Genomic DNA, 17,976 nt, shown 5'->3' with positions numbered 1-17,976 from the left:
GATGGATACCAAGATCTCGACCAACCAGCTGAAGGACACGTTCGACCGCCGCACCTTTGTGGTGGGCGCGGTGCAGGGCGGCATCGGCCTGCTGCTGGCGGCGCGCATGGGCTATATCGCCGTGGCCGAGAACGAGAAGTACCGGATGGAGGCGGAGAGCAACCGGGTGAACCTCACCCTGATCCCGCCGCGCCGTGGCTGGATCCTCGACCGCAATGGTTCCCCGCTCGCCTCAAATCGCGCCGATTTCCGCGTCGATATCATCCCGGAACGGATGGGCGATGTCGAAGGCACGGTCGATACGCTCAGCGACCTGCTTAATTTCACCGAGGCGGAGAAGCAGGACCTGCTCGACAGGCTGGAGGATTCTGCCGGCTTCAGCGCAGTGCCCGTCGCCAGCGGCCTGCAATATGAGAAATTCGCCGCCGTCAGCGTGCGCTTGCCCGAACTTCCCGGCGTGGTGCCGCAGCGAGGTTATTCGCGCTACTACCCCACCGGCCCCTCCGTCGGCCACCTGATCGGCTATGTCGGCGCGGCGAGCCGCGAGGAATACGAGGAAGAGCCGATCCCGCTGCTGGTCACGCCCGGCTTCAAGATGGGCAAGGACGGTCTCGAAAAGCAGTTCGAGCAGCAATTGCGCGGCGAACCTGGCGCGCGCCGCGTGGAAGTGACCGCCGGGGGGCGGATCATTCGCGACCTCGAAATGCGCGACGACGTGCAGGGCAATGCCGTACGCCTGACGATCGACGGTCCGCTGCAGGACTATGCCGCGCGCCGCCTCGGCCTCGAATCGGGTTCGGTCGTGGTGATGGACTGCCTGACCGGCGACCTGCTGTGCATGGCCTCCATGCCCAGCTTCGATCCGAACAGCTTTTCCGACGGGATCGGCCGCGTCGAATACCAGATGCTGAGCGAGAACGATCGCGTTCCGCTGCGCAACAAGGTGCTGAAGGGGCTCTATCCGCCTGGATCGACGGTAAAGCCGATGGTTTCCATGGCCTTCCTCGAAGCGGGGCTCGACCCGGAGGAAACGGTGTTCTGTGGCGGCGGGCTGCAGGTCGGCAATCGCCGCTTCGGCTGCTGGAACCGGCGTGGACACGGCCAGGTCAACATGGCCAAGGGCATCTACCAGAGCTGCGACGTCTATTTCTATCACTTCGCCCAGCGCCTCGGCATGGATGTGATCGCCCCGATGGCGCGGCGCTGCGGCATGGGGCAGACTTTCCCCCTGCCAGTGGTCAGCCAGTTTTACGGCACCGTTCCCGATCCGGCGTGGAAGCTGGAGAAGTACGGCCAGCAATGGCAGCCTTTCGACACGGTCAACGCCACTATCGGCCAGGGCTATATGCTGGCCAATCCGCTGCAGCTGGCGGTCATGTCCGCGCGGCTTGCGACGGGCCGTGAAGTGGCACCGCGGCTTGTGCTGGACGGTCAACAGCAGCCCGCCTTCCAGCGGTTGGGTTTCACCGATGAGCACGTCCATGTGATCCAGAGCGCGATGAGCGACGTTGTCAACGGACCGGGCACGGCGGGCCGCGCGCGCCTTCCCATCCAGGACGTGCTGATGGCTGGCAAGACCGGTACGGCACAGGTGGTCGGCCTCCATATTTCCGATGGCAAGTCCGGTCCTTGGCGCTATCGCGACCACGGATTGTTCATCTTCTTCGCCCCCTTCGACAACCCGCGCTATGCCGGTGCGGTAGTGATCGAGCATGGCGGCGGTTCGGGCGCAGCCTATCCGGTCGCGCGTGACGTGATGACCTTCCTGCTCGATCCGCAAAAAGGCCTTGAGGCGCTGCATGCGCTTGAGAGGCAATGGGGTGGCACCGCGCAGCAGCGGCTCGATGCCGATTACGCCCGCTATGCCGAGGCGGCGGGGATCGACTTGCCGCCACCGCCAGACCCCATCACGCTTGCCCAACGGGTCGAGGCCGAAGCGCGTGCCGCCGCGACCGAGCCAGAACAGGCGGTGACGGAAGCCATCGCCCCCAGGGGCGAGGCCAACCCCACGGCTCCGGGTATCGCCACGTGAAGGGCGCGGTCACCCTTCCCGCCCCGCTGGCGCAGGTGCCCTGGGCCATGCTGCTGCCTTTGATGGCGCTGGTGCTGTTCGGCGCGGCGGTACTGCATTCGGCGGCGGGAGGATCGCTGTCTCCCTATGCCGATTCGCACCTCATTCGCTTCGGTGTGTTCCTGGTGATGGCGCTGGTGATGTGGCGCGTGCCGCGTGAATGGGCCTTCATGCTCGCCTACCCAGCCTATGGCGCGGTCCTGCTACTGCTGCTGGGCGTGGAGATCATTGGCCAGGTGGGCGGTGGCAGCCAGCGCTGGCTGGAACTTGGCCCTATCCGTATCCAGCCATCCGAGCTGATGAAGCCGACCATCGTGCTGGTTCTGGCGAGCTATTTCCACACCATGCCGGTGGGCATGATCGGCACATGGCGCGCGATCGTCCCGCCTGCTGTACTGATGGCGCTGCCCATGGCGCTGGTCCTGTTGCAGCCCGACCTCGGCACAACGCTAGCCATTGCCTTTGGCGGGACCGTGTTGCTGTTCCTCGCCGGGCTGCCCGGAAAATGGTTCCTCGGTGGCGGCATTGCGGCCATGGTGGTGGCCCCGCTCGCCTATTTCTTCGGCCTGCAGGATTACCAGCGCCGCCGCGTGACGACCTTCCTCGATCCCGAGAGTGATCCGCTGGGCGCGGGCTATCACATCACCCAGTCGAAAATCGCCATCGGCTCGGGCGGCATTCCCGGCAAGGGCTTTGGCGAGGGTTCGCAGAGCCATCTCGATTACCTGCCGGAACCGCATACCGATTTCGTCTTCGCCACCATGGCTGAGGAATGGGGGCTGATCGGCGGCATTTTCGTGCTGCTCGTCTTCGGCATCATCCTGCGCTGGGGCCTCAATGTCGCGCGCGCCGCGCCCGACCGGTTCAGCCGTTTGCTGGCGGGCGGGATGACTGCGACGATCTTCTTCTACGTCGCGATCAACCTGATGATGGTGATGGGTTTGGCGCCGGTGGTGGGCATTCCCCTGCCCTTCATGAGCCATGGCGGATCCTCGATGATGACCAACATGATTTGCATCGGCACGCTGATGATGGTGGACCGCTGGAACCGGAAGGCACGAACTTCTTCGATCTGACCCCTTTTCAGGCGCGAATTCTCCGCTATATGAGCGCCTCACGATGATTCGCCGCACGGCAACATCGGCTCCCGGAATGGCCGGAACGGACGCATAGCTCAGTTGGTAGAGCAGCTGACTCTTAATCAGCGGGTCCTAGGTTCGAGCCCTAGTGCGTCCACCATTCCCCCTCCTTGAGCATCGCTTTCCTACAGCGCGCTGTGGCGCGTAGGTTTGCGCGCATGATCTGCCCTTTTCCGCACGGAACACCCCTTCCTGGAAGGTTACACCTTTGCGGTGCCAATTGGTTCGCGAATGGCGTGATTGCGCGGCTTCCGATGAATAAGCGCCTCCACAAAAACCCCCGTTTCGCGTTCCTTGCCGTTGCCTTTTGCCGCGTCTCTGGCAGTGAGGATGCGAGAGCTGATTATGGGAGAGAGAAGCTGTGAGCATCCTTGAAGGTCGTGTTGCCGTGGTCACCGGCGCCAGTTCGGGCATTGGCGAGGCTTGTGCGCTGGGTTTTGTCGAAAAGGGCGCGAAGGTCGTGCTCGCTGCGCGCCGGGCCGAGCGTCTGACTGCCCTCGTCGACAAGATCGAGAGCATGGGCGGCGAGGCCTTGGCCGTAGCGACCGACGTGACGGACGAGGAAGCGGTGAAGCACCTGTTCGCTTCCGCCGTGGAGCGGTTCGGCACGGTGGACGTGCTCATCAACAATGCCGGCATTGCCGAGAACGTGCCGGTCCATGAGACGTCGCTCGAGCACTGGAACAAGGTGCTGACCACCAATCTGACCAGCGCCTTCTTGTGTTCGAAGCACGCCTGGCCGATCTTCCTCGATGCTGGGCACGGGCGCATCGTCAATGTCGGCTCGATCTCGGCCAAGGTGCCGCGCAGCGAATGCCCCTCCTACACCGCCAGCAAGTTCGGCCTGCAGGGACTGACCCATGCGATGGCGCTGGACGGGCGCGATAACCAGATCGCCGTGTCGATCTTCCATCCCGGCATCGTCGCGACCGAGATCATGCCCGGATCGGTCAAGTTGCCGGACAACTTCGCCGCCACGCCCGAGGAGGCTGCGGGGATCATCATCCACATGTGCGACATGCCCGACCACCTCAACTTCTACGAAGCGTTGATGGTGCAGAACAAGCTGCCCTTCCTCGGCCGCGGCTGACGGCACATGGGGGCGGATCTGGGCTGCTGGAACATTGCCGACTTGCGGGCCAAGGCGCGCAGGCGGCTGCCGAAAGGCGTGTGGGAGTACCTGGAGCGCGGTGTCGAGGACGAGACGGGCATGGCGCGCAACCGCGATGCCTTCAATGCGTTGACCTTCGTGCCGCGCGTTGGCCGAAAGGTCGATGCGGTGGACACAAGCTGCACGATCTTCGGCAAGCCCTCCGCCATGCCACTGGCGATAGCGCCCACCGGCGCTGCGGGGATCATGTGGCACAAGGGCGATATTCACCTCGCCCGTGCGGCGGCCGGCCACGGCCTGCCCTTCACCATCTCCAGCGCCAGCACAATGGATGTGGAGCAGGTTGTGGCCGCTGGCGGCAATCAGTGGTTCCAGCTCTATATGTGGCAGGACCGCGAGCTCTCCTATGGCGTGCTTGAGCGTGCCCATGCACTCGGATGCGAAGCGCTGTTCGTGACGCTGGACCTGCCTGTCGCGCCCAATCGCGAGTATCTCTACCACAACGGTTTCGGCATGCCGTTCGGCCTCAATCGCCGCAATGGCACCGACATGCTGCTCCACCCGCGCTGGCTGGCTGGTGTGATCGGGCGCTACATGCTGGATGGCGGGATACCGGCGCAGGCGAACCTCCCGAAGAAGCTGAAGCATTCGGTGGCGCGCGGAGCCAAGCCGGGAGCACTGTTCAAGCAGGACGATCTCGACTGGGCAGGCCTTGCGGTGCTGCGAGAGAAGTGGCCCGGCAAGCTGGTGCTGAAGGGTGTCCTCCATCCGGACGACGCGAAGCAGGCGCTCGCGATGGGGGCGGACGGGATCGTCGTCTCCAACCATGGCGCCCGCTCGCTCGATGGCGCGATTGCCTCGATCGACGCCCTGCCGGCGATCGTGGAGGCGGTGGGCGGCAGGATGACCGTCTTCCTCGACAGCGGTGTCCGCCGAGGCAGCGACGTGGTGAAGGCCCTCGCCCTTGGTGCCGACGCGGTGATGGTGGGGCGTGCAACTCTCTATGGCCTTGCCGCGGCGGGAGAGGCGGGTGTTACCCGTGCGCTGGAACTGCTGCAGGCAGAGACCGCAAGAGTGATGGCCATGCTCGGCCTTGCCAGCATAGCCGAGATCGGGCCCGAAGCGCTCCGCAAGGAGTAGCTACAGGCCGTGATAGTCCCGATACCAGGCGACGAAACGCGGCACCCCGACATCGACGGATGTGGTGGGCTCGTATCCCAGGTCGCGGCGGATCGCGTCGATATCGGCAAAGGTGCGCGGCACGTCGCCAGGCTGCATTGGCAGCAGTTCGATCTCCGCCTTGCGTCCGCAGGCCTCTTCCAGCAGCGCAATCACATCGGTGAGCTTCTCGCTCACGTGATTGCCGATATTGTAGAGCGCATGCGGTTTAACCGAACCCCCGGCCTTTACCGTCCCATCATCGGCGGGCGGATGATCGGCCGCCGCCAGCACGCCTGCGACGATATCGTCGATATAGGTGAAGTCGCGCCACATCTCACCATGGTTGAAGACGGGGATCGGCTCTCCCGCCAGGATCTTGCCGGTGAAGATCCACATCATCATGTCTGGCCGGCCCCATGGTCCGTAGACGGTGAAGAACCGCAATCCCGTCAACGGAATGCGGTAGAGATGGGCATAGGTTTCGCTCATCAGCTCGTCCGCCTTCTTGGTCGCGGCATAGAGCGAGAGCGGGTGATCGACCCGGTCGTCGACGCTGAAGGGCACCTTGTCCGCCCCGCCATAGACAGAGCTGGAGCTGGCATAGACCATGTGATCGACGCCGCGATGGCGTGCGACTTCGAGCAGGTTCACATGCCCCATCACGTTCGAATCGACATAGGCACGCGGGTTTTCGAGCGAGTAACGCACACCGGCCTGCGCACCCAGATGGATGATGCGGTCGAACTCCTCGCCGGAGAGGGCTTCGTCCAGCGCGCGGTGGTCGGCGAAATCGACCTGGGCGAAGCGGAAGGCGCCTTCAGTCGCGCGGGCTTCGATCCGGGCGATCCGGTCGCGCTTGAGCTGGACCTGGTAATAGTCGTTGAGGCTGTCGATCCCGATCACGCTGTCGCCGCGCGCCAGCAGGGCGTCGGAGACGGCCGCACCGATGAAGCCTGCAGCGCCCGTGACCAGATATCGCATCCACTTCCCCGTTCCTCGCGCGGGACGCAGCACAGGCCCCGCCAATCGCGCGCACCTGTTACAGCAAAATCCGCGGTAGGAAAGGGGCGCGCCTTTGCCGCTTGGATCGCGGCTATTCTGGCGCTTGCCTTCCTACCATCACCTGTCCTGGCCCTTGCTGGTGAAGAGGGACCCTATGCGGCATTGCACGCGCAGGATGAGCGGTTGGCCCGTGTGGCCGGGCGAATCCTGCAGGCGAATGCGCCACTCTGCCGCGAAACGATGCCGGTCACGGGAATGGTACTGCACAGCGCAGACCAGTATGCAGAGCCGCCGGAGCTGTGGTTCGCGCAGGGCGATGTGGCCATTGCAGCCGTCGTCCCCGGCTCCGCAGCAGACCGTGCGGGTCTGATGGCCAGTGACGCGCTGGTACGGATCGATGACGCTCCGCTGGCGAGCCAATCCGTGGTTGCGGGCGAACCGCTGCGCGACACCATACTGGCGCAAATCGCCGGGAGCGATCCGGCGACGGCGCTACGCATCGGCTATCGGCGCGATAGCCGCTTCGCGAGCGCCGTCCTGGATGCACAGGCAGGGTGCCGCGCTCTGGTGGAGGTGCTGGTCGATGGCGATCGCATCGCGCGGTCGGATGGCCGTGTGATCCAGATCAGCCTGGCGATGATGCAACTGGCCGATGACCGCCAGCTCGCCGCCATCTTCGCGCATGAGCTGGCGCATAGCGTGCTGGAGCACCGCCGGAGGCTGGAGGAAACGGGCGTGCGCGGCGGGCTGATCGGCCAGTTCGGAAGGCACCGCAGGCTGGGCCGCATCGTCGAGATCGAAGCCGATCGCCTGTCCGTCCATTTGCTCGCCAATGCCGGATACGATCCGCAAATCGCGCCGGACTTCTGGGAGGCCGAGGCCGGCCGCCGGGTCAGCCGCGGATTGTTCAACGGACGCCGCCATCCTTCGCGTCAGGAGCGGATCGCCCTGCTGGAAGCGGAGATCGCCGAGCATGGCTTGCCGCAGCCGGGGCTCTCAATGCCCGCGCAGCTGCTTGCAGCGAGGGACCTGCCCTTCCCTTCCGGCGAAGATCAGGACTGATCGCGCTCAGGCGCTTCGCTGATATCGATGTAATTGCGGTCGAAATAGGTGAGCGGCGTCGCGTCCTGCCGGTGCTGGGCCGCGACAAGCTCTCCGATGACGATCGTATGCGTGCCGAATTCGTGCGCATGGACAAGGTCGCACACGAAGCTCGATTGCCCGTCCGCCAGCATGGGCACACCGTGGAAGTCCTGCCATTCACCTACCGAGAAACGGTCGGGTGCGGCGGGGTTCATGAAATGCTGAGCGACATGGCGGTTGCCGAGACCCAGCACGTTGACGCAGAACTTCCGCTCCGCCAGCAGCGGATCGTGGAGCGAGGCGCTGCGATTGATGCAGACGAGGAGCGAGGGCGGATCGAAGCTCAGCGAACTGACTGCGGTGGCCAGGATGCCATAGGCCTTGCCCTCATGACGCGTGGTCACCGCATAAACCGTCGCCGCGACATGCCGCATGGCGTTGCGAAATGCGTCGAGCAACGCGTCCCTGTCCTGCACTGAATCGCTCACGGAGCCTCCCTTGGACCCCTCAATGCTTGCGCGCGGGCAAAGGTGCAAGGACAAGATTTGAGCCGATCAATGTGATTCCTGCGCTTGTCATCACATCATAATGTGATAAACGGCGACCCATGGCAGAGAATATCATCCAGCGAGTCCGCAGTTTCGTCTCCGATGGGCGCATGACCAAGGCGGGTCTTGCCCGCGCGGCGGGGCTGCATGTCAACACATTGCGCGATTGTACCGAGGCAACGTGGAACCCGACGGCGGAAACGCTCGCCAAGCTCGACCGTTTCCTGACCGAGAATGATGACACACCCGTTCTGGTCGGGATAGAGGAGATCATCGACGAGGCACGCAATGGGCGTATGTTTATCCTTGTCGATGATGAGGATCGTGAGAATGAGGGTGACCTGATCATCCCGGCGCAGATGGCTACGCCCGATGCCATCAACTTCATGGCAACGCATGGCCGCGGCCTCATCTGCCTCTCGCTGACCAAGGCGCGCGTCGAGACGCTTGGGCTCGATCCGATGAGCCGCAGCAACCGCACGCGGCACGAGACAGCCTTCACCGTCGCTATCGAAGCACGCGAGGGCGTGACCACCGGCATCAGCGCTGCCGACCGCGCGCGGACGATCTCGGTCGCAATCGATGCTTCGAAGGGCAAGGACGATATCGTCACGCCGGGCCATGTCTTCCCGCTCGTCGCGCGCGAAGGCGGCGTGCTGGTGCGCGCCGGGCATACCGAAGCGGCGGTCGATATCTCGCGCCTTGCCGGCCTCAATCCCGCAGGCGTGATCTGCGAGATCATGAACGAGGACGGCTCGATGGCGCGGCTTGAGGACCTCATCGCTTTCGGCCGCAAGCACGGTCTCAAGATCGGCACGATCCGCGACCTGATCGCCTATCGCCGGCAGCACGATCACCTTGTCGAACGGCGCGAGGAAACGCGTTTCAGCAGCCGCTGGGGCGGTGACTGGCGCGCGATCAGCTTCTGGAACAAGGCGACCAAGGGTGAGACCATGGCGCTGGTCAAAGGTCATATCGATCCTGACAAGCCCACGCTTGTGCGCATGCATGCTCTGTCGATCTTCGACGACGTCTTCGCCCAGCAGACCGACCGGTGCGGCCTTTTGGAAGGCGCGATGCGGATCATCGGTGAGGAAGGCGCAGGCGTGGTGGTTCTCATCAACCGGCCCATGCCTGATTACGCCACCCGCTCCATTCGCGGGCAGAAGAGCGGCCCTCCCCCCGTTGGCGCTGACGACGATACCCCTGCCGAGCAGCGCGATTACGGCGTCGGCGCGCAGATCCTGGCCGAACTTGGCGTCAGCGACATGGTGCTGCTGACCAATACCAAGCATGCGCTTGTCGGCCTGGAGGGCTATGGCCTGTCCATCGTTGGCGAGCGGCCGATCGGCGGCTGAATGCCGTCGCCGCGCGATCTCGAGGCCGAACTGGCCGACCCGAAATACGCGCATCTGGAGTGCGAGCGGCGCTGGCTGGTTGAGGCGGGCAATGCTCCCGATATTGCGGGCCTGCCTCGGATAGACATCTGCGACCGCTATCTTGAGGGGACGCGGCTGCGACTGCGCAGCATGGTGCGCGGCTCTGACGTCCCGGTGTTCAAGCTCACCAAGAAATATGAGTGCGCGGACGCGTCCGTCAGGCCGATCGTTACCGCCTATCTCAATCATGCCGAGTATGACGTTTTCCGCACCTTGTCGGGTGCAGAATTGCGCAAGTCTCGCTATCACGTGGTCGATAGCGGCTTGACCTGGACCCTCGACCTTTTCCAAGGGGGACTTGCCGGCCTCGTCATCGTGGAGATTGAGGCCGCCGGCCCGGCCGAGATTGAAGGGATTTCCCCTCCTGCATGGGCTGGCCGCGAAATCACATTTGAACCGGCCTGGCAGGGCGGTTCGTTGGCAATTCACAACGCAATACCGGAGCAATAATGGCCCGTTTCCTTATCGTCGAAGCCCGTTTCTACGCCCATCTCAACGACATGCTGATCGCCGGCGCGAAAGGCGCACTGGAAGCGGCGGGGCACGAGGTCGAGGTACTGACCGTCCCCGGCGCGCTGGAGATCCCCGGCGCCATCGCCACCGCAGCGGAGAGCGGGCGCTATGACGGCTTCGTGGCGCTCGGCGTGGTCATTCGCGGCCAGACATATCACTTCGAGATCGTGGCCGGAGAAAGCGCGCGCGGCATCATGGCGCTGACGATGGACGGCATTCCCATCGGCAACGGCATCCTTACCACCGAGGATGAGGCGCAGGCGATCTATCGCGCCGATCCCGCGCAGGGTAACAAGGGTGTCGGTGCCGCCGAAGCTGCGATGGCACTGCTGGCGCTGCAGGAGAAATTCGCATGACCGACCATCCCTCCATCGACGGAATCCCGCTGGTCCTTGGCGGCAATGTCTTCGGCTTCACCGCTGACGAGGATGCCAGCTTCGCCGTGCTCGACACCTTCTACGAAGCGGGTGGGCGCATGGTCGATACGGCGCAGGGCTATTCGGTCTGGGTCGAAGGTCATGTCGGCGGTGAGAGCGAGGCGGTGATTGGCAAATGGCTCGAGGCGCGCGGCGTGCGGGCCGAGATGAAGATTGCCACCAAGACCGGCATGTTCGGCAAGCCCGGCGACCTCGCCCCGGCGAAGGTTGCGGAGGAGCTGGACAAGTCGCTCGAACGCCTGCGCACCGACTATGTCGATCTCTATTACGCCCATCGCGATGAGGAGGAGACGCCGCAGACCGATGTCGCCGCCGGTTTCGATGCGCTGGTGAAGGCCGGCAAGGTGCGCGAACTCGGCGCGTCAAACTACGATGCAGCGCGCCTCGGCTCGCTCAATGCCGCTGCCGATGCTGGTGGCCACCGGCGCTTCACCGTGCTGCAGAACGAGTACAATATGGTCTGCCGCGAGGGCTTTCCCGAGGACCTGCGCCAGCTCTGCGCGGAACAGGACATCGCGCATTTCCCGTGGTTCGGCCTCGCCGCCGGTTTCCTGACGGGCAAGTATCGTACGCGCGAGGACCTCGAACGCCACAATCGCGGCTCCAGCATCGAACGCTTCTTCGATCGCGGGCTGAAAGTGCTTCCGGCGCTTGATGCCGTGGTGGAGGAAACCGGCGCGGAACATGCGACCGTCGCTCTCGCCTGGCTGCTCGCCCAGCCGGGCATCACCGCGCCCATAGCCAGTGCCAGCAAGCCCGAACAGCTTGCCGCGCAATTCGCCGCGGTGGAACTTGAACTGACCGAGGACCAGCTTGAACGACTGACTACCGCCGGAGCCTGACGCCGGGAACCACGCGCGCCTTCAAGCGCTGGGAGCGGCATGAACGGACCGCTCGAATGGATGGCCGCCATCGGCACGATGCTCGCCGCCGGCCTGATCGCCGCCGACCTTGGCCGCAAGGTAACGGGCTGGGCCTTTGTGCTGTTCTGCGCCGTCGCCGCGACCTGGGTCTATTCCGGCCTCACCTCTGACGCCATTCCCATCGCGGCGATGAACGGGCTGCTGTTGCTCATCAACGCCTGGGGCGTCTGGCAATACCTCCTCAGCCCCAAGAACCGCCGGATCATGGAGCGGATGGAGCAGGTAGAGGAAAAGGTGGAAAAGGAAGTCGAGCGCGAGATGGAGGGCTGACGCGCCCTCCCCGCGCCGCTCGGATTAGCCTGCCAGACGGCCGAAGCAGGCCTTGCCCGCATAGGCAGCGCTATCGCCCAGCTCTTCCTCGATACGGATGAGCTGGTTGTACTTCGCCAGCCTGTCCGAACGGGCGAGCGAGCCGGTCTTGATCTGCCCGCAATTGGTGGCGACGGCCAGGTCGGCGATGGTCGCATCCTCGGTCTCGCCCGAACGGTGCGACATGACCGAGGTATAGCCTGCACGGTGGGCGATCTCGACCGCCTGCAGTGTTTCGGAAAGCGTGCCGATCTGGTTGACCTTCACCAGCAGCGAATTGGCGAGACCCTTCTCGATGCCCATGGTCAGGCGTGAGGGGTTGGTGACGAAAAGATCGTCGCCCACCAGCTGCACACTGCCACCGATCTTGTCGGTCAGGAGCTTCCAGCCCTCGAAATCGTCCTCGGCCATGCCGTCCTCGATCGAGCGGATCGGATAGGCCTTGCACAGGTCTGCGAGGTAATCGGCCATTTCCGCCGGCGAGAGCGAGGTGCCCTCGCCCGCCATGTCGTAACGGCCATCGGCGAAGAATTCGGTGGAGGCGCAATCGAGCGCGAGCGCCACGTCCTCGCCCGGCTTGAAACCTGCCCGCTCGATCGATTCCATGATGAAGTCGAGCGCGTCGCGGGTGCTGGCGAGATTGGGGGCAAAGCCGCCTTCATCGCCGACCGAGGTCGAGAGGCCCTTGTCGGACAGGCCCTTCTTCAGCGTGTGAAACACCTCGGCGCCCCAGCGCACGCCTTCGGCAATGCTGTCCGCACCCACGGGCATGATCATGAATTCCTGGATGTCGATCGGATTGTCGGCATGTTCGCCGCCATTGATGATGTTCATCATCGGCACGGGCAGGACATGCGCCGACACGCCGCCGACATAGGCATAGAGCGGCAGGCCGCGCGCGTTGGCCGCAGCCTTCGCCACCGCCAGGCTGGTGCCGAGAATGGCGTTGGCGCCAAGCTTCGCCTTGTTGTCGCTGCCGTCGAGCCCGATCATCAGCTGGTCGATGTCGCGCTGGTCCTCCGCATCGAGGCCGAGCAGCGCATCGGCGATGTCGTTATTCACTGCGTCGACCGCCTTGAGCACGCCCTTGCCCAGATAGCGGTCCTTGTCGCCATCGCGCAGTTCCACCGCCTCATGCGCGCCGGTCGAGGCGCCCGAAGGCACCGCCGCGCGGCCGAAGCTGCCGTCCTCCAGCAGGATGTCGACTTCGACCGTCGGATTGCCGCGGCTGTCGAGGATTTCGCGGCCGTGAATATCGATGATGGCGGTCATGTCTGGGCTCCGTGACTGGTGGAATTCTGGCGGGTGTTGTAACTTGGCATTACACCCCCATATGCGGGGTAAGCGGCCTCCTATTCCGGGGAACGGATGGGCGCAAGCCGCGTTGATGGGATGAAGGGGTGCAGCCGTGGTGCTGCGCTGAACAAATATGGGGCGCTGCCCCAATGAGACAGGAAGGGGTACAACGTAATGGCTGCCAAGACTGCCAAGCCCAAAGCCGCCAAGGCTCCCGCTGCAGAAACTACCACTGAAGCTCCGACTTCCGAAGCACGCTCGCGTTTCAACGCTGCGCTCGATGAAGCGAAGGCCGGCGCCGCTGCGCTGAAGACCGAAGCCCGCGACAAGGCCAACGCCTATGCCGGCGATGCCCGTGCACGTGGCGAGGACTGGGCTGCCGACGCCAAGACCAAGGCTGGTGAGCTTGCCGTCGAAGGCAAGAACAAGGCCGGTGAGGCCCTGAGCGGCCTGTCGCGCATCGTGGACGAGAACGCGCCCGCGATCGACGAGAAGCTGGGCCAGAAATATGGCGATTATGCACGCAGCGCATCGCGTTCGATCCAGAACACTGCTACCACGCTGCAGGAAAAGAGCGTCGAGGAGCTGGGTGAAAATGCACGCGAATATGTCCGCCAGAATCCGGGCAAGTCGCTGGGCATTGCTGCGATTGCGGGCTTCCTGCTCTCGCGCATCTTCCGCAGGTAAGAGGCCTTGAGCCTGGAGCGGGAGGAAGGGCCCGCGATCGAGCCCGATAGCGGCGAAACCCGCTTGCCCGAAGCGCCGGATGGTGAGGATGTGCCTTCGTCTTCCGGTGCCTCGCGCTCGCTGGTCGATGACATCGAGGACCTGGTCTTCGATGCCAAGACCTATCTCGACGCCGAACTGAGCTACCAGAAGAGCCGCGCCTCCTTTGTGGGCGAGAGCCTCAAGCGGGTGATCGGCTTTGCAGTGGTTGCCGCGATCCTCGTGCTGTTCGCGGCGATCGGGTTGACGGTCGGCCTCATCATTGCCCTCACCCCGCTCATCACGGCTTGGGGTGCCACCGCAGTGGTGGTCGGCTTGCTACTGCTGGGCGCTTACCTGCTGATCCGCAATGCGGGTGCGGCTTGGGGTGATGTGATGGCGGCAGTTCACGATGAGGACGAGAACGGAGAACAGGAAGGGTGACCATGTCGCCATTGAAGAAACGCTGGCTGGAAGATCGCGCCATGCGCGATGCGGCCCGCGAAGTCGTCACCTCCGATGTCTCCTTCATCAAGACCGATGTCGCCCAACAGAGCGTCGGCTCACGCATGGCCGAAAGCGGGCAGAATACCGTACGCATGATGGCTTTGGGTGTAGCCGATGTGGCGGCAGACAATCGCGGCAAAGTCGGCGCGGGGCTAGCGCTCGCTGCCGCGGGCCTTGCTGCATGGGTCTTCCGCAAGCCCATCGCGGAAGCGCTGGAGGGGTTTCTCTCCGAATTCGAAAATGACGTTGCTGACGATGCCGGCGAGGATGCCGATTGTCTGGATAGCGACGAGGAACCGGCTGCCGATCCCGGCATTCCGGAAACAGACTAAACTTTCTGCCAGGGAGCAGTTGCCATGAACGTACCCAAGGACGCCAAGCGCCAGGAAATCAAGAACCGGATCGCCGCCGCGCAGGCGCGCAACCAGAAGCGGCCGGGCGCTGACCTGATGGAATCGGTCAGCACCAAGGCCGTCGAAGCCAAGGACAATTTCACCGCCTTCGCGCGTCAGCACCCGGTGGCAACGGTGGCCGGTGGCGTCGCGATCGGCGTACTCGTCTCCGCCCTGTTCAAGAACTCGCCCACCCGCAAGGCGGGGCGCATCGCGGGCGCCAAGGCCGCGGGCCTCGCCGCCATCGGCAGCGAGATCGCGGTCGCCTTCGCGCAGCAGGTGATGGAAACCGCATCCGAAGCGAAGCAGGCGAGTGCCGACAAGCTGGAAGACATCGGCGATGCCGTGGGCGATACCGCGCGCCGCCTGAAGCGCGAGGCGAATTATCGCAGCGGCAATGCAGGCGATGCAGCGCGTACTACTGCGCGCGATGTCGGAAAGACGATCGCCCGGTCCTTTCGCCGGAATTGACGCTTGGCCGCTGCTCGCTCCCCTTGCCAAGCTGCGGCAAGCGGGTAAGTAGCGGGCGAAACCACATCAGGCAGGCGAAAGGTTCTCCATATGGAACAGCAACTCCTTCACATGGTCATGGGCGGCCGGGTGACAAACCCGCAGGGAACCGAGTTCCAGGATCTGAAGGATATCCATGTGGTGGGCTTTTACGCCAGCTATGCCGAGGCTGAAGAAGCATGGCGCGGTTGGGCGCAGCGCACGGTGGACGATGCGGAGATGAAGTACGTGATCGTTCACCTGCACAAGCTGCTGGAGCCCGAACTGCCGGGCGCCTGACACGCCCTCTGGCCCGCACATTCGCTTGATCCCGCAGGGCCTGCTGGTCCAAGGGAAGTCGAATGAGCAAACTCACCCATCTCGATGAAACCGGCGCGGCCCGCATGGTCGATGTTGGCGGCAAGGCGGAAACGCTGCGCAGCGCCACGGCCGGCGGGCGCATTGTCATGTCGCCGGAAACGCTCGAAGCCGTGCGCAATGGCTCCGGGCCAAAGGGTGATGTTCTTGCAACCGCACGCATCGCCGGGATCATGGCCGCCAAGAAGACGGGCGAGCTTATTCCCATGTGCCATCCACTGGGGCTGGACAGTGTCAGCGTGGATTTCACCTTCGCGGAAAATGCGGTCACCGTGACGGCGCGCGCCTCGCTGACGGCGAAGACCGGCGTCGAAATGGAAGCACTGACCGCCGCCAGCATTGCCCTCCTCACCATTTACGACATGGCCAAGGCGCTGGAAAAGGGCATGGTCATCGAGCAGGTGCGCCTGATCGAGAAGACTGGCGGCAAGAGCGGGGACTGGCGCGCGGAATGAGCGACGCCTCGCCGCCTGCCCCTCCCCCGCCGCTGCCACTGGAAGAGGCGCAGCGGCGCCTTCTCGACAGTGTGGATGCCTTGTCCGCCGAGACAGTCCAGCTGGAGGAGTCGGCGGGGCGATGTCTTGCGACAGACCTATCCTCCAGGCGCACGCAACCTGCGGCAGACCTTTCGGCAATGGATGGATATGCGCTGCGAGCGGATGATCTCGCGGGTCCTTGGCAGGTTGTGGGCGAAAGCGCTGCCGGGCATCCCTATTCCGGCGAATTGCGAGCAGGTGAAGCGATCCGCATCTCGACCGGTGCCATGATGCCCGCTGGTGGCGGAGCTGTCTTGCTGCAGGAGAACGCGACGCGCGAGGGCGACGCAGTTTCGCTCAATGGCGAAGGCGAACCGACGCCCCGCCATATCCGCCGCGCCGGTTTCGACTTTCGCAAGGGCGATGTGCTGCTTCCGCGCGGCACCGGCCTCGACGCTGCCAAGATCGCACTCGCCATATCCGGAGGGCATGAGACTGCGGAGGTTGCGCGTCAGGCGAATGTCGCGATTATCGATAGCGGTGATGAGCTCGCCGCCGAGCCCGGCAATCTCGCCCAGCACCAGATCCCCGCCAGCAATGGCGCGATGCTGGCAGCGCTCGCCGCCCCGCATGCTGCTGAAATTCGCCGTCTCGGCCCCGTTCCGGACAGGCTGGCAGCTTTGGTCGCGGCGTTCGAGGCCGCCGAGGATTGTGATGTCATCGTCACCAGCGGCGGAGCCTCTGTTGGCGATCATGACCTCGTGCGCCCCGCCCTCGAACAATGGGGAGCCGAAATCGACTTCTGGCGTATCGCGATGAAGCCGGGCAAGCCGCTGCTGGTCGCGCGCAAGGGGCACCGCGTGGTGCTGGGGCTGCCGGGCAACCCGGTCTCCAGTTATGTCACGGCATTCCTGTTCCTGCTGCCGCTGCTACGCAAGCTCGGCGGTGCGGGTTCGCCGCTTCCTGTCCGGATCAGCCTGCCCCTGGCCGAATCTCTGCCCGCGGTCGGCAAGCGAACTGAGTTCGTGCGAGCAAGGATCGAAAATGGAGCTGTTCGCGCTCTTTCCGAACAGGACAGCAGTGCACTCGTGTCACTCTCTCGGGCGCAGTGCCTGATTGTGCGCGATGCGGGAAGCAATGCGGTGTCTGCGGGGGAAATGGTGCCGGTCTATCTGCTCCAAAATGGCGGAATTGCTTGACTTGGCCAAATCTGTTTCTTAATTGTTCCTTATTCGTTCACGAATTGGAGCGGATGATGAAGTTTCACGGAAGTGAGGGAACAGACCCATGCTGACTGCCAAACAGCGCGAATTGCTGATCTTTATCCAGCGCAAGCTGGAGGAATCGGGCATTTCGCCCTCGTTCGAGGAAATGAAGGATGCGCTCGACCTGAAGAGCAAGTCGGGCGTGCACCGGCTGATCTCCGCGCTGGAGGAACGGGGCTTCATCCGCCGCCTGCCCAACCGGGCGCGTGCGCTGGAAGTTCTCAAGCAGCCTGACGATGTCGCGGCAACGCGTTCCGTCACGGCCAATGTCGCCAATGACGCTGTCGGCGGCGTTATCGGCTCGGCAGGGACCGTCCCTTCCGCCGCCAATGACGTGATCGAGGTTCCGCTGCACGGCCGCATCGCTGCCGGTGCTCCGATCGAGGCGCTGGAGGACAGCCAGTCGCTGCCGGTTCCGGCTGCGCTGCTGGGCTCTGGCGAACATTATGCGCTCGAGGTCTCGGGCGACTCGATGGTCGAGGCAGGTATTCTCGATGGTGATTTTGCGCTGGTGAAGAAGGCCACCAGCGCGCGCGATGGTGAGATCGTTGTGGCGCTGGTCCGCAATGAGGAAGCGACGCTCAAATATCTGCGGCATGAAGACGGCAAGATCCGGCTCGATCCGGCCAATGCCTCTTACGATCCCCAGTTCTACGAGGATCACGAAGTGCAGGTGCAGGGCAAGCTCGCCGGATTGCTGCGCCGCTATCACTAAGGGTGCTGCGTTTTCCC

Annotated in this window: 21 protein-coding genes and 1 tRNA gene; 19 read left to right on the top strand and 3 right to left on the bottom strand. The window is 64.0% G+C overall.

What is annotated here, in order from left to right; all coding sequences use genetic code 11:
- Position 1: 1 nt before the first annotated feature.
- The 5 genes from mrdA (at position 2) to E5222_RS06910 (ending at position 5,461) form a co-directional block, all read left to right on the top strand.
- The gene (gene mrdA / locus E5222_RS06930) at positions 2–2,032 is read left to right on the top strand and encodes a penicillin-binding protein 2 (RefSeq protein WP_136693048.1); all 2,031 of its coding nucleotides are present in this window, start codon (positions 2–4) and stop codon (positions 2,030–2,032) included.
- 47 nt (positions 2,033–2,079) lie between these two features.
- A complete protein-coding gene (gene rodA, locus E5222_RS06925; RefSeq protein WP_136693773.1) occupies positions 2,080–3,147 on the top strand; it encodes a rod shape-determining protein RodA in 1,068 nt (355 codons plus the stop codon).
- A gap of 87 nt (positions 3,148–3,234) precedes the next feature.
- Positions 3,235–3,310, top strand: a tRNA-Lys gene (locus E5222_RS06920).
- Positions 3,311–3,571: 261 nt separating this feature from the next.
- Positions 3,572–4,300 (top strand): SDR family oxidoreductase, encoded by a 729-nt coding sequence (locus E5222_RS06915; protein ID WP_136693047.1) that lies wholly within the window; start codon positions 3,572–3,574, stop codon positions 4,298–4,300.
- Between the two features lie 6 nt (positions 4,301–4,306).
- Complete coding sequence (locus tag E5222_RS06910; RefSeq protein WP_136693046.1) at positions 4,307–5,461, top strand: alpha-hydroxy acid oxidase; 1,155 nt, start codon at positions 4,307–4,309, stop codon at positions 5,459–5,461.
- Here the strand turns inward: E5222_RS06910 and E5222_RS06905 are convergent, their stop codons facing one another.
- A complete protein-coding gene (locus E5222_RS06905; protein WP_136693045.1) occupies positions 5,462–6,463 on the bottom strand; it encodes an NAD-dependent epimerase/dehydratase family protein in 1,002 nt (333 codons plus the stop codon). It abuts the gene before it with no gap.
- Positions 6,464–6,739: 276 nt separating this feature from the next.
- Here E5222_RS06905 and E5222_RS06900 point away from each other — a divergent pair, with 276 nt between their 5' ends.
- A complete protein-coding gene (locus E5222_RS06900; protein WP_136693044.1) occupies positions 6,740–7,546 on the top strand; it encodes a M48 family metalloprotease in 807 nt (268 codons plus the stop codon).
- Here E5222_RS06900 and E5222_RS06895 read toward each other — a convergent pair.
- Complete coding sequence (locus E5222_RS06895) at positions 7,537–8,055, bottom strand: flavin reductase family protein (RefSeq protein ID WP_136693043.1); 519 nt, start codon at positions 8,053–8,055, stop codon at positions 7,537–7,539. The genes E5222_RS06900 and E5222_RS06895 overlap by 10 nt on opposite strands.
- A gap of 119 nt (positions 8,056–8,174) precedes the next feature.
- On the opposite strand from E5222_RS06895, the gene ribB reads away from it, so the two are divergent.
- From ribB to E5222_RS06870, 5 genes are read left to right on the top strand one after another with little or no spacing between them, the layout of a single operon-like run.
- Positions 8,175–9,473, top strand: coding sequence for a 3,4-dihydroxy-2-butanone-4-phosphate synthase (gene ribB / locus E5222_RS06890; protein ID WP_136693042.1), 1,299 nt, complete (start codon positions 8,175–8,177; stop codon positions 9,471–9,473).
- On the top strand, positions 9,474–10,004 hold the full coding sequence (locus E5222_RS06885) for a CYTH domain-containing protein (protein ID WP_136693041.1): 531 nt from the start codon (positions 9,474–9,476) through the stop codon (positions 10,002–10,004). It begins immediately after the preceding gene.
- Positions 10,004–10,423 (top strand): 6,7-dimethyl-8-ribityllumazine synthase, encoded by a 420-nt coding sequence (gene ribH, locus E5222_RS06880; protein WP_136693040.1) that lies wholly within the window; start codon positions 10,004–10,006, stop codon positions 10,421–10,423. The genes E5222_RS06885 and ribH overlap by 1 nt, the downstream gene beginning before the upstream one ends.
- Complete coding sequence (locus tag E5222_RS06875; RefSeq protein WP_136693039.1) at positions 10,420–11,346, top strand: aldo/keto reductase; 927 nt, start codon at positions 10,420–10,422, stop codon at positions 11,344–11,346. The genes ribH and E5222_RS06875 overlap by 4 nt, the downstream gene beginning before the upstream one ends.
- 39 nt (positions 11,347–11,385) lie before the next feature.
- Positions 11,386–11,697: a hypothetical protein gene (locus E5222_RS06870; RefSeq protein ID WP_136693038.1), complete on the top strand. Its 312-nt coding sequence runs from the start codon at positions 11,386–11,388 to the stop codon at positions 11,695–11,697.
- A gap of 24 nt (positions 11,698–11,721) precedes the next feature.
- Here E5222_RS06870 and eno read toward each other — a convergent pair whose 3' ends face one another.
- Entirely contained in the window at positions 11,722–13,008 is a 1,287-nt protein-coding gene (eno, locus tag E5222_RS06865; RefSeq protein WP_136693037.1) for a phosphopyruvate hydratase, read from the bottom strand.
- 198 nt (positions 13,009–13,206) lie between these two features.
- Here eno and E5222_RS06860 point away from each other — a divergent pair, with 198 nt between their 5' ends.
- From E5222_RS06860 to lexA, 8 genes are all read left to right on the top strand, one after another.
- Positions 13,207–13,719: a hypothetical protein gene (locus E5222_RS06860; RefSeq protein ID WP_211196114.1), complete on the top strand. Its 513-nt coding sequence runs from the start codon at positions 13,207–13,209 to the stop codon at positions 13,717–13,719.
- 6 nt (positions 13,720–13,725) lie between these two features.
- Complete coding sequence (locus E5222_RS06855) at positions 13,726–14,181, top strand: phage holin family protein (protein WP_136693036.1); 456 nt, start codon at positions 13,726–13,728, stop codon at positions 14,179–14,181.
- 2 nt (positions 14,182–14,183) lie between these two features.
- The gene (locus E5222_RS06850) at positions 14,184–14,576 is read left to right on the top strand and encodes a hypothetical protein (RefSeq protein ID WP_136693035.1); all 393 of its coding nucleotides are present in this window, start codon (positions 14,184–14,186) and stop codon (positions 14,574–14,576) included.
- A gap of 24 nt (positions 14,577–14,600) precedes the next feature.
- On the top strand, positions 14,601–15,107 hold the full coding sequence (locus tag E5222_RS06845) for a hypothetical protein (protein WP_136693034.1): 507 nt from the start codon (positions 14,601–14,603) through the stop codon (positions 15,105–15,107).
- A gap of 90 nt (positions 15,108–15,197) precedes the next feature.
- Positions 15,198–15,425: a DUF4170 domain-containing protein gene (locus E5222_RS06840; protein ID WP_136693033.1), complete on the top strand. Its 228-nt coding sequence runs from the start codon at positions 15,198–15,200 to the stop codon at positions 15,423–15,425.
- A 62-nt stretch (positions 15,426–15,487) separates the two neighbouring features.
- Positions 15,488–15,958: a cyclic pyranopterin monophosphate synthase MoaC gene (gene moaC / locus E5222_RS06835; protein WP_136693032.1), complete on the top strand. Its 471-nt coding sequence runs from the start codon at positions 15,488–15,490 to the stop codon at positions 15,956–15,958.
- Positions 15,955–17,178, top strand: coding sequence for a molybdopterin molybdotransferase MoeA (locus E5222_RS06830; RefSeq protein WP_136693031.1), 1,224 nt, complete (start codon positions 15,955–15,957; stop codon positions 17,176–17,178). The genes moaC and E5222_RS06830 overlap by 4 nt, the downstream gene beginning before the upstream one ends.
- Before the next feature lie 88 nt (positions 17,179–17,266).
- On the top strand, positions 17,267–17,959 hold the full coding sequence (gene lexA / locus E5222_RS06825) for a transcriptional repressor LexA (protein ID WP_136693030.1): 693 nt from the start codon (positions 17,267–17,269) through the stop codon (positions 17,957–17,959).
- The last annotated feature ends 17 nt before the right edge of the window (positions 17,960–17,976 follow it).

It is taken from the genome of Alteraurantiacibacter aquimixticola (assembly GCF_004965515.1).
Classification (GTDB): domain Bacteria; phylum Pseudomonadota; class Alphaproteobacteria; order Sphingomonadales; family Sphingomonadaceae; genus Alteraurantiacibacter; species Alteraurantiacibacter aquimixticola.
The sequence above is the reverse complement of the archived record's forward strand: the minus strand, read 5'-3'. Positions and strand labels throughout refer to the sequence as shown.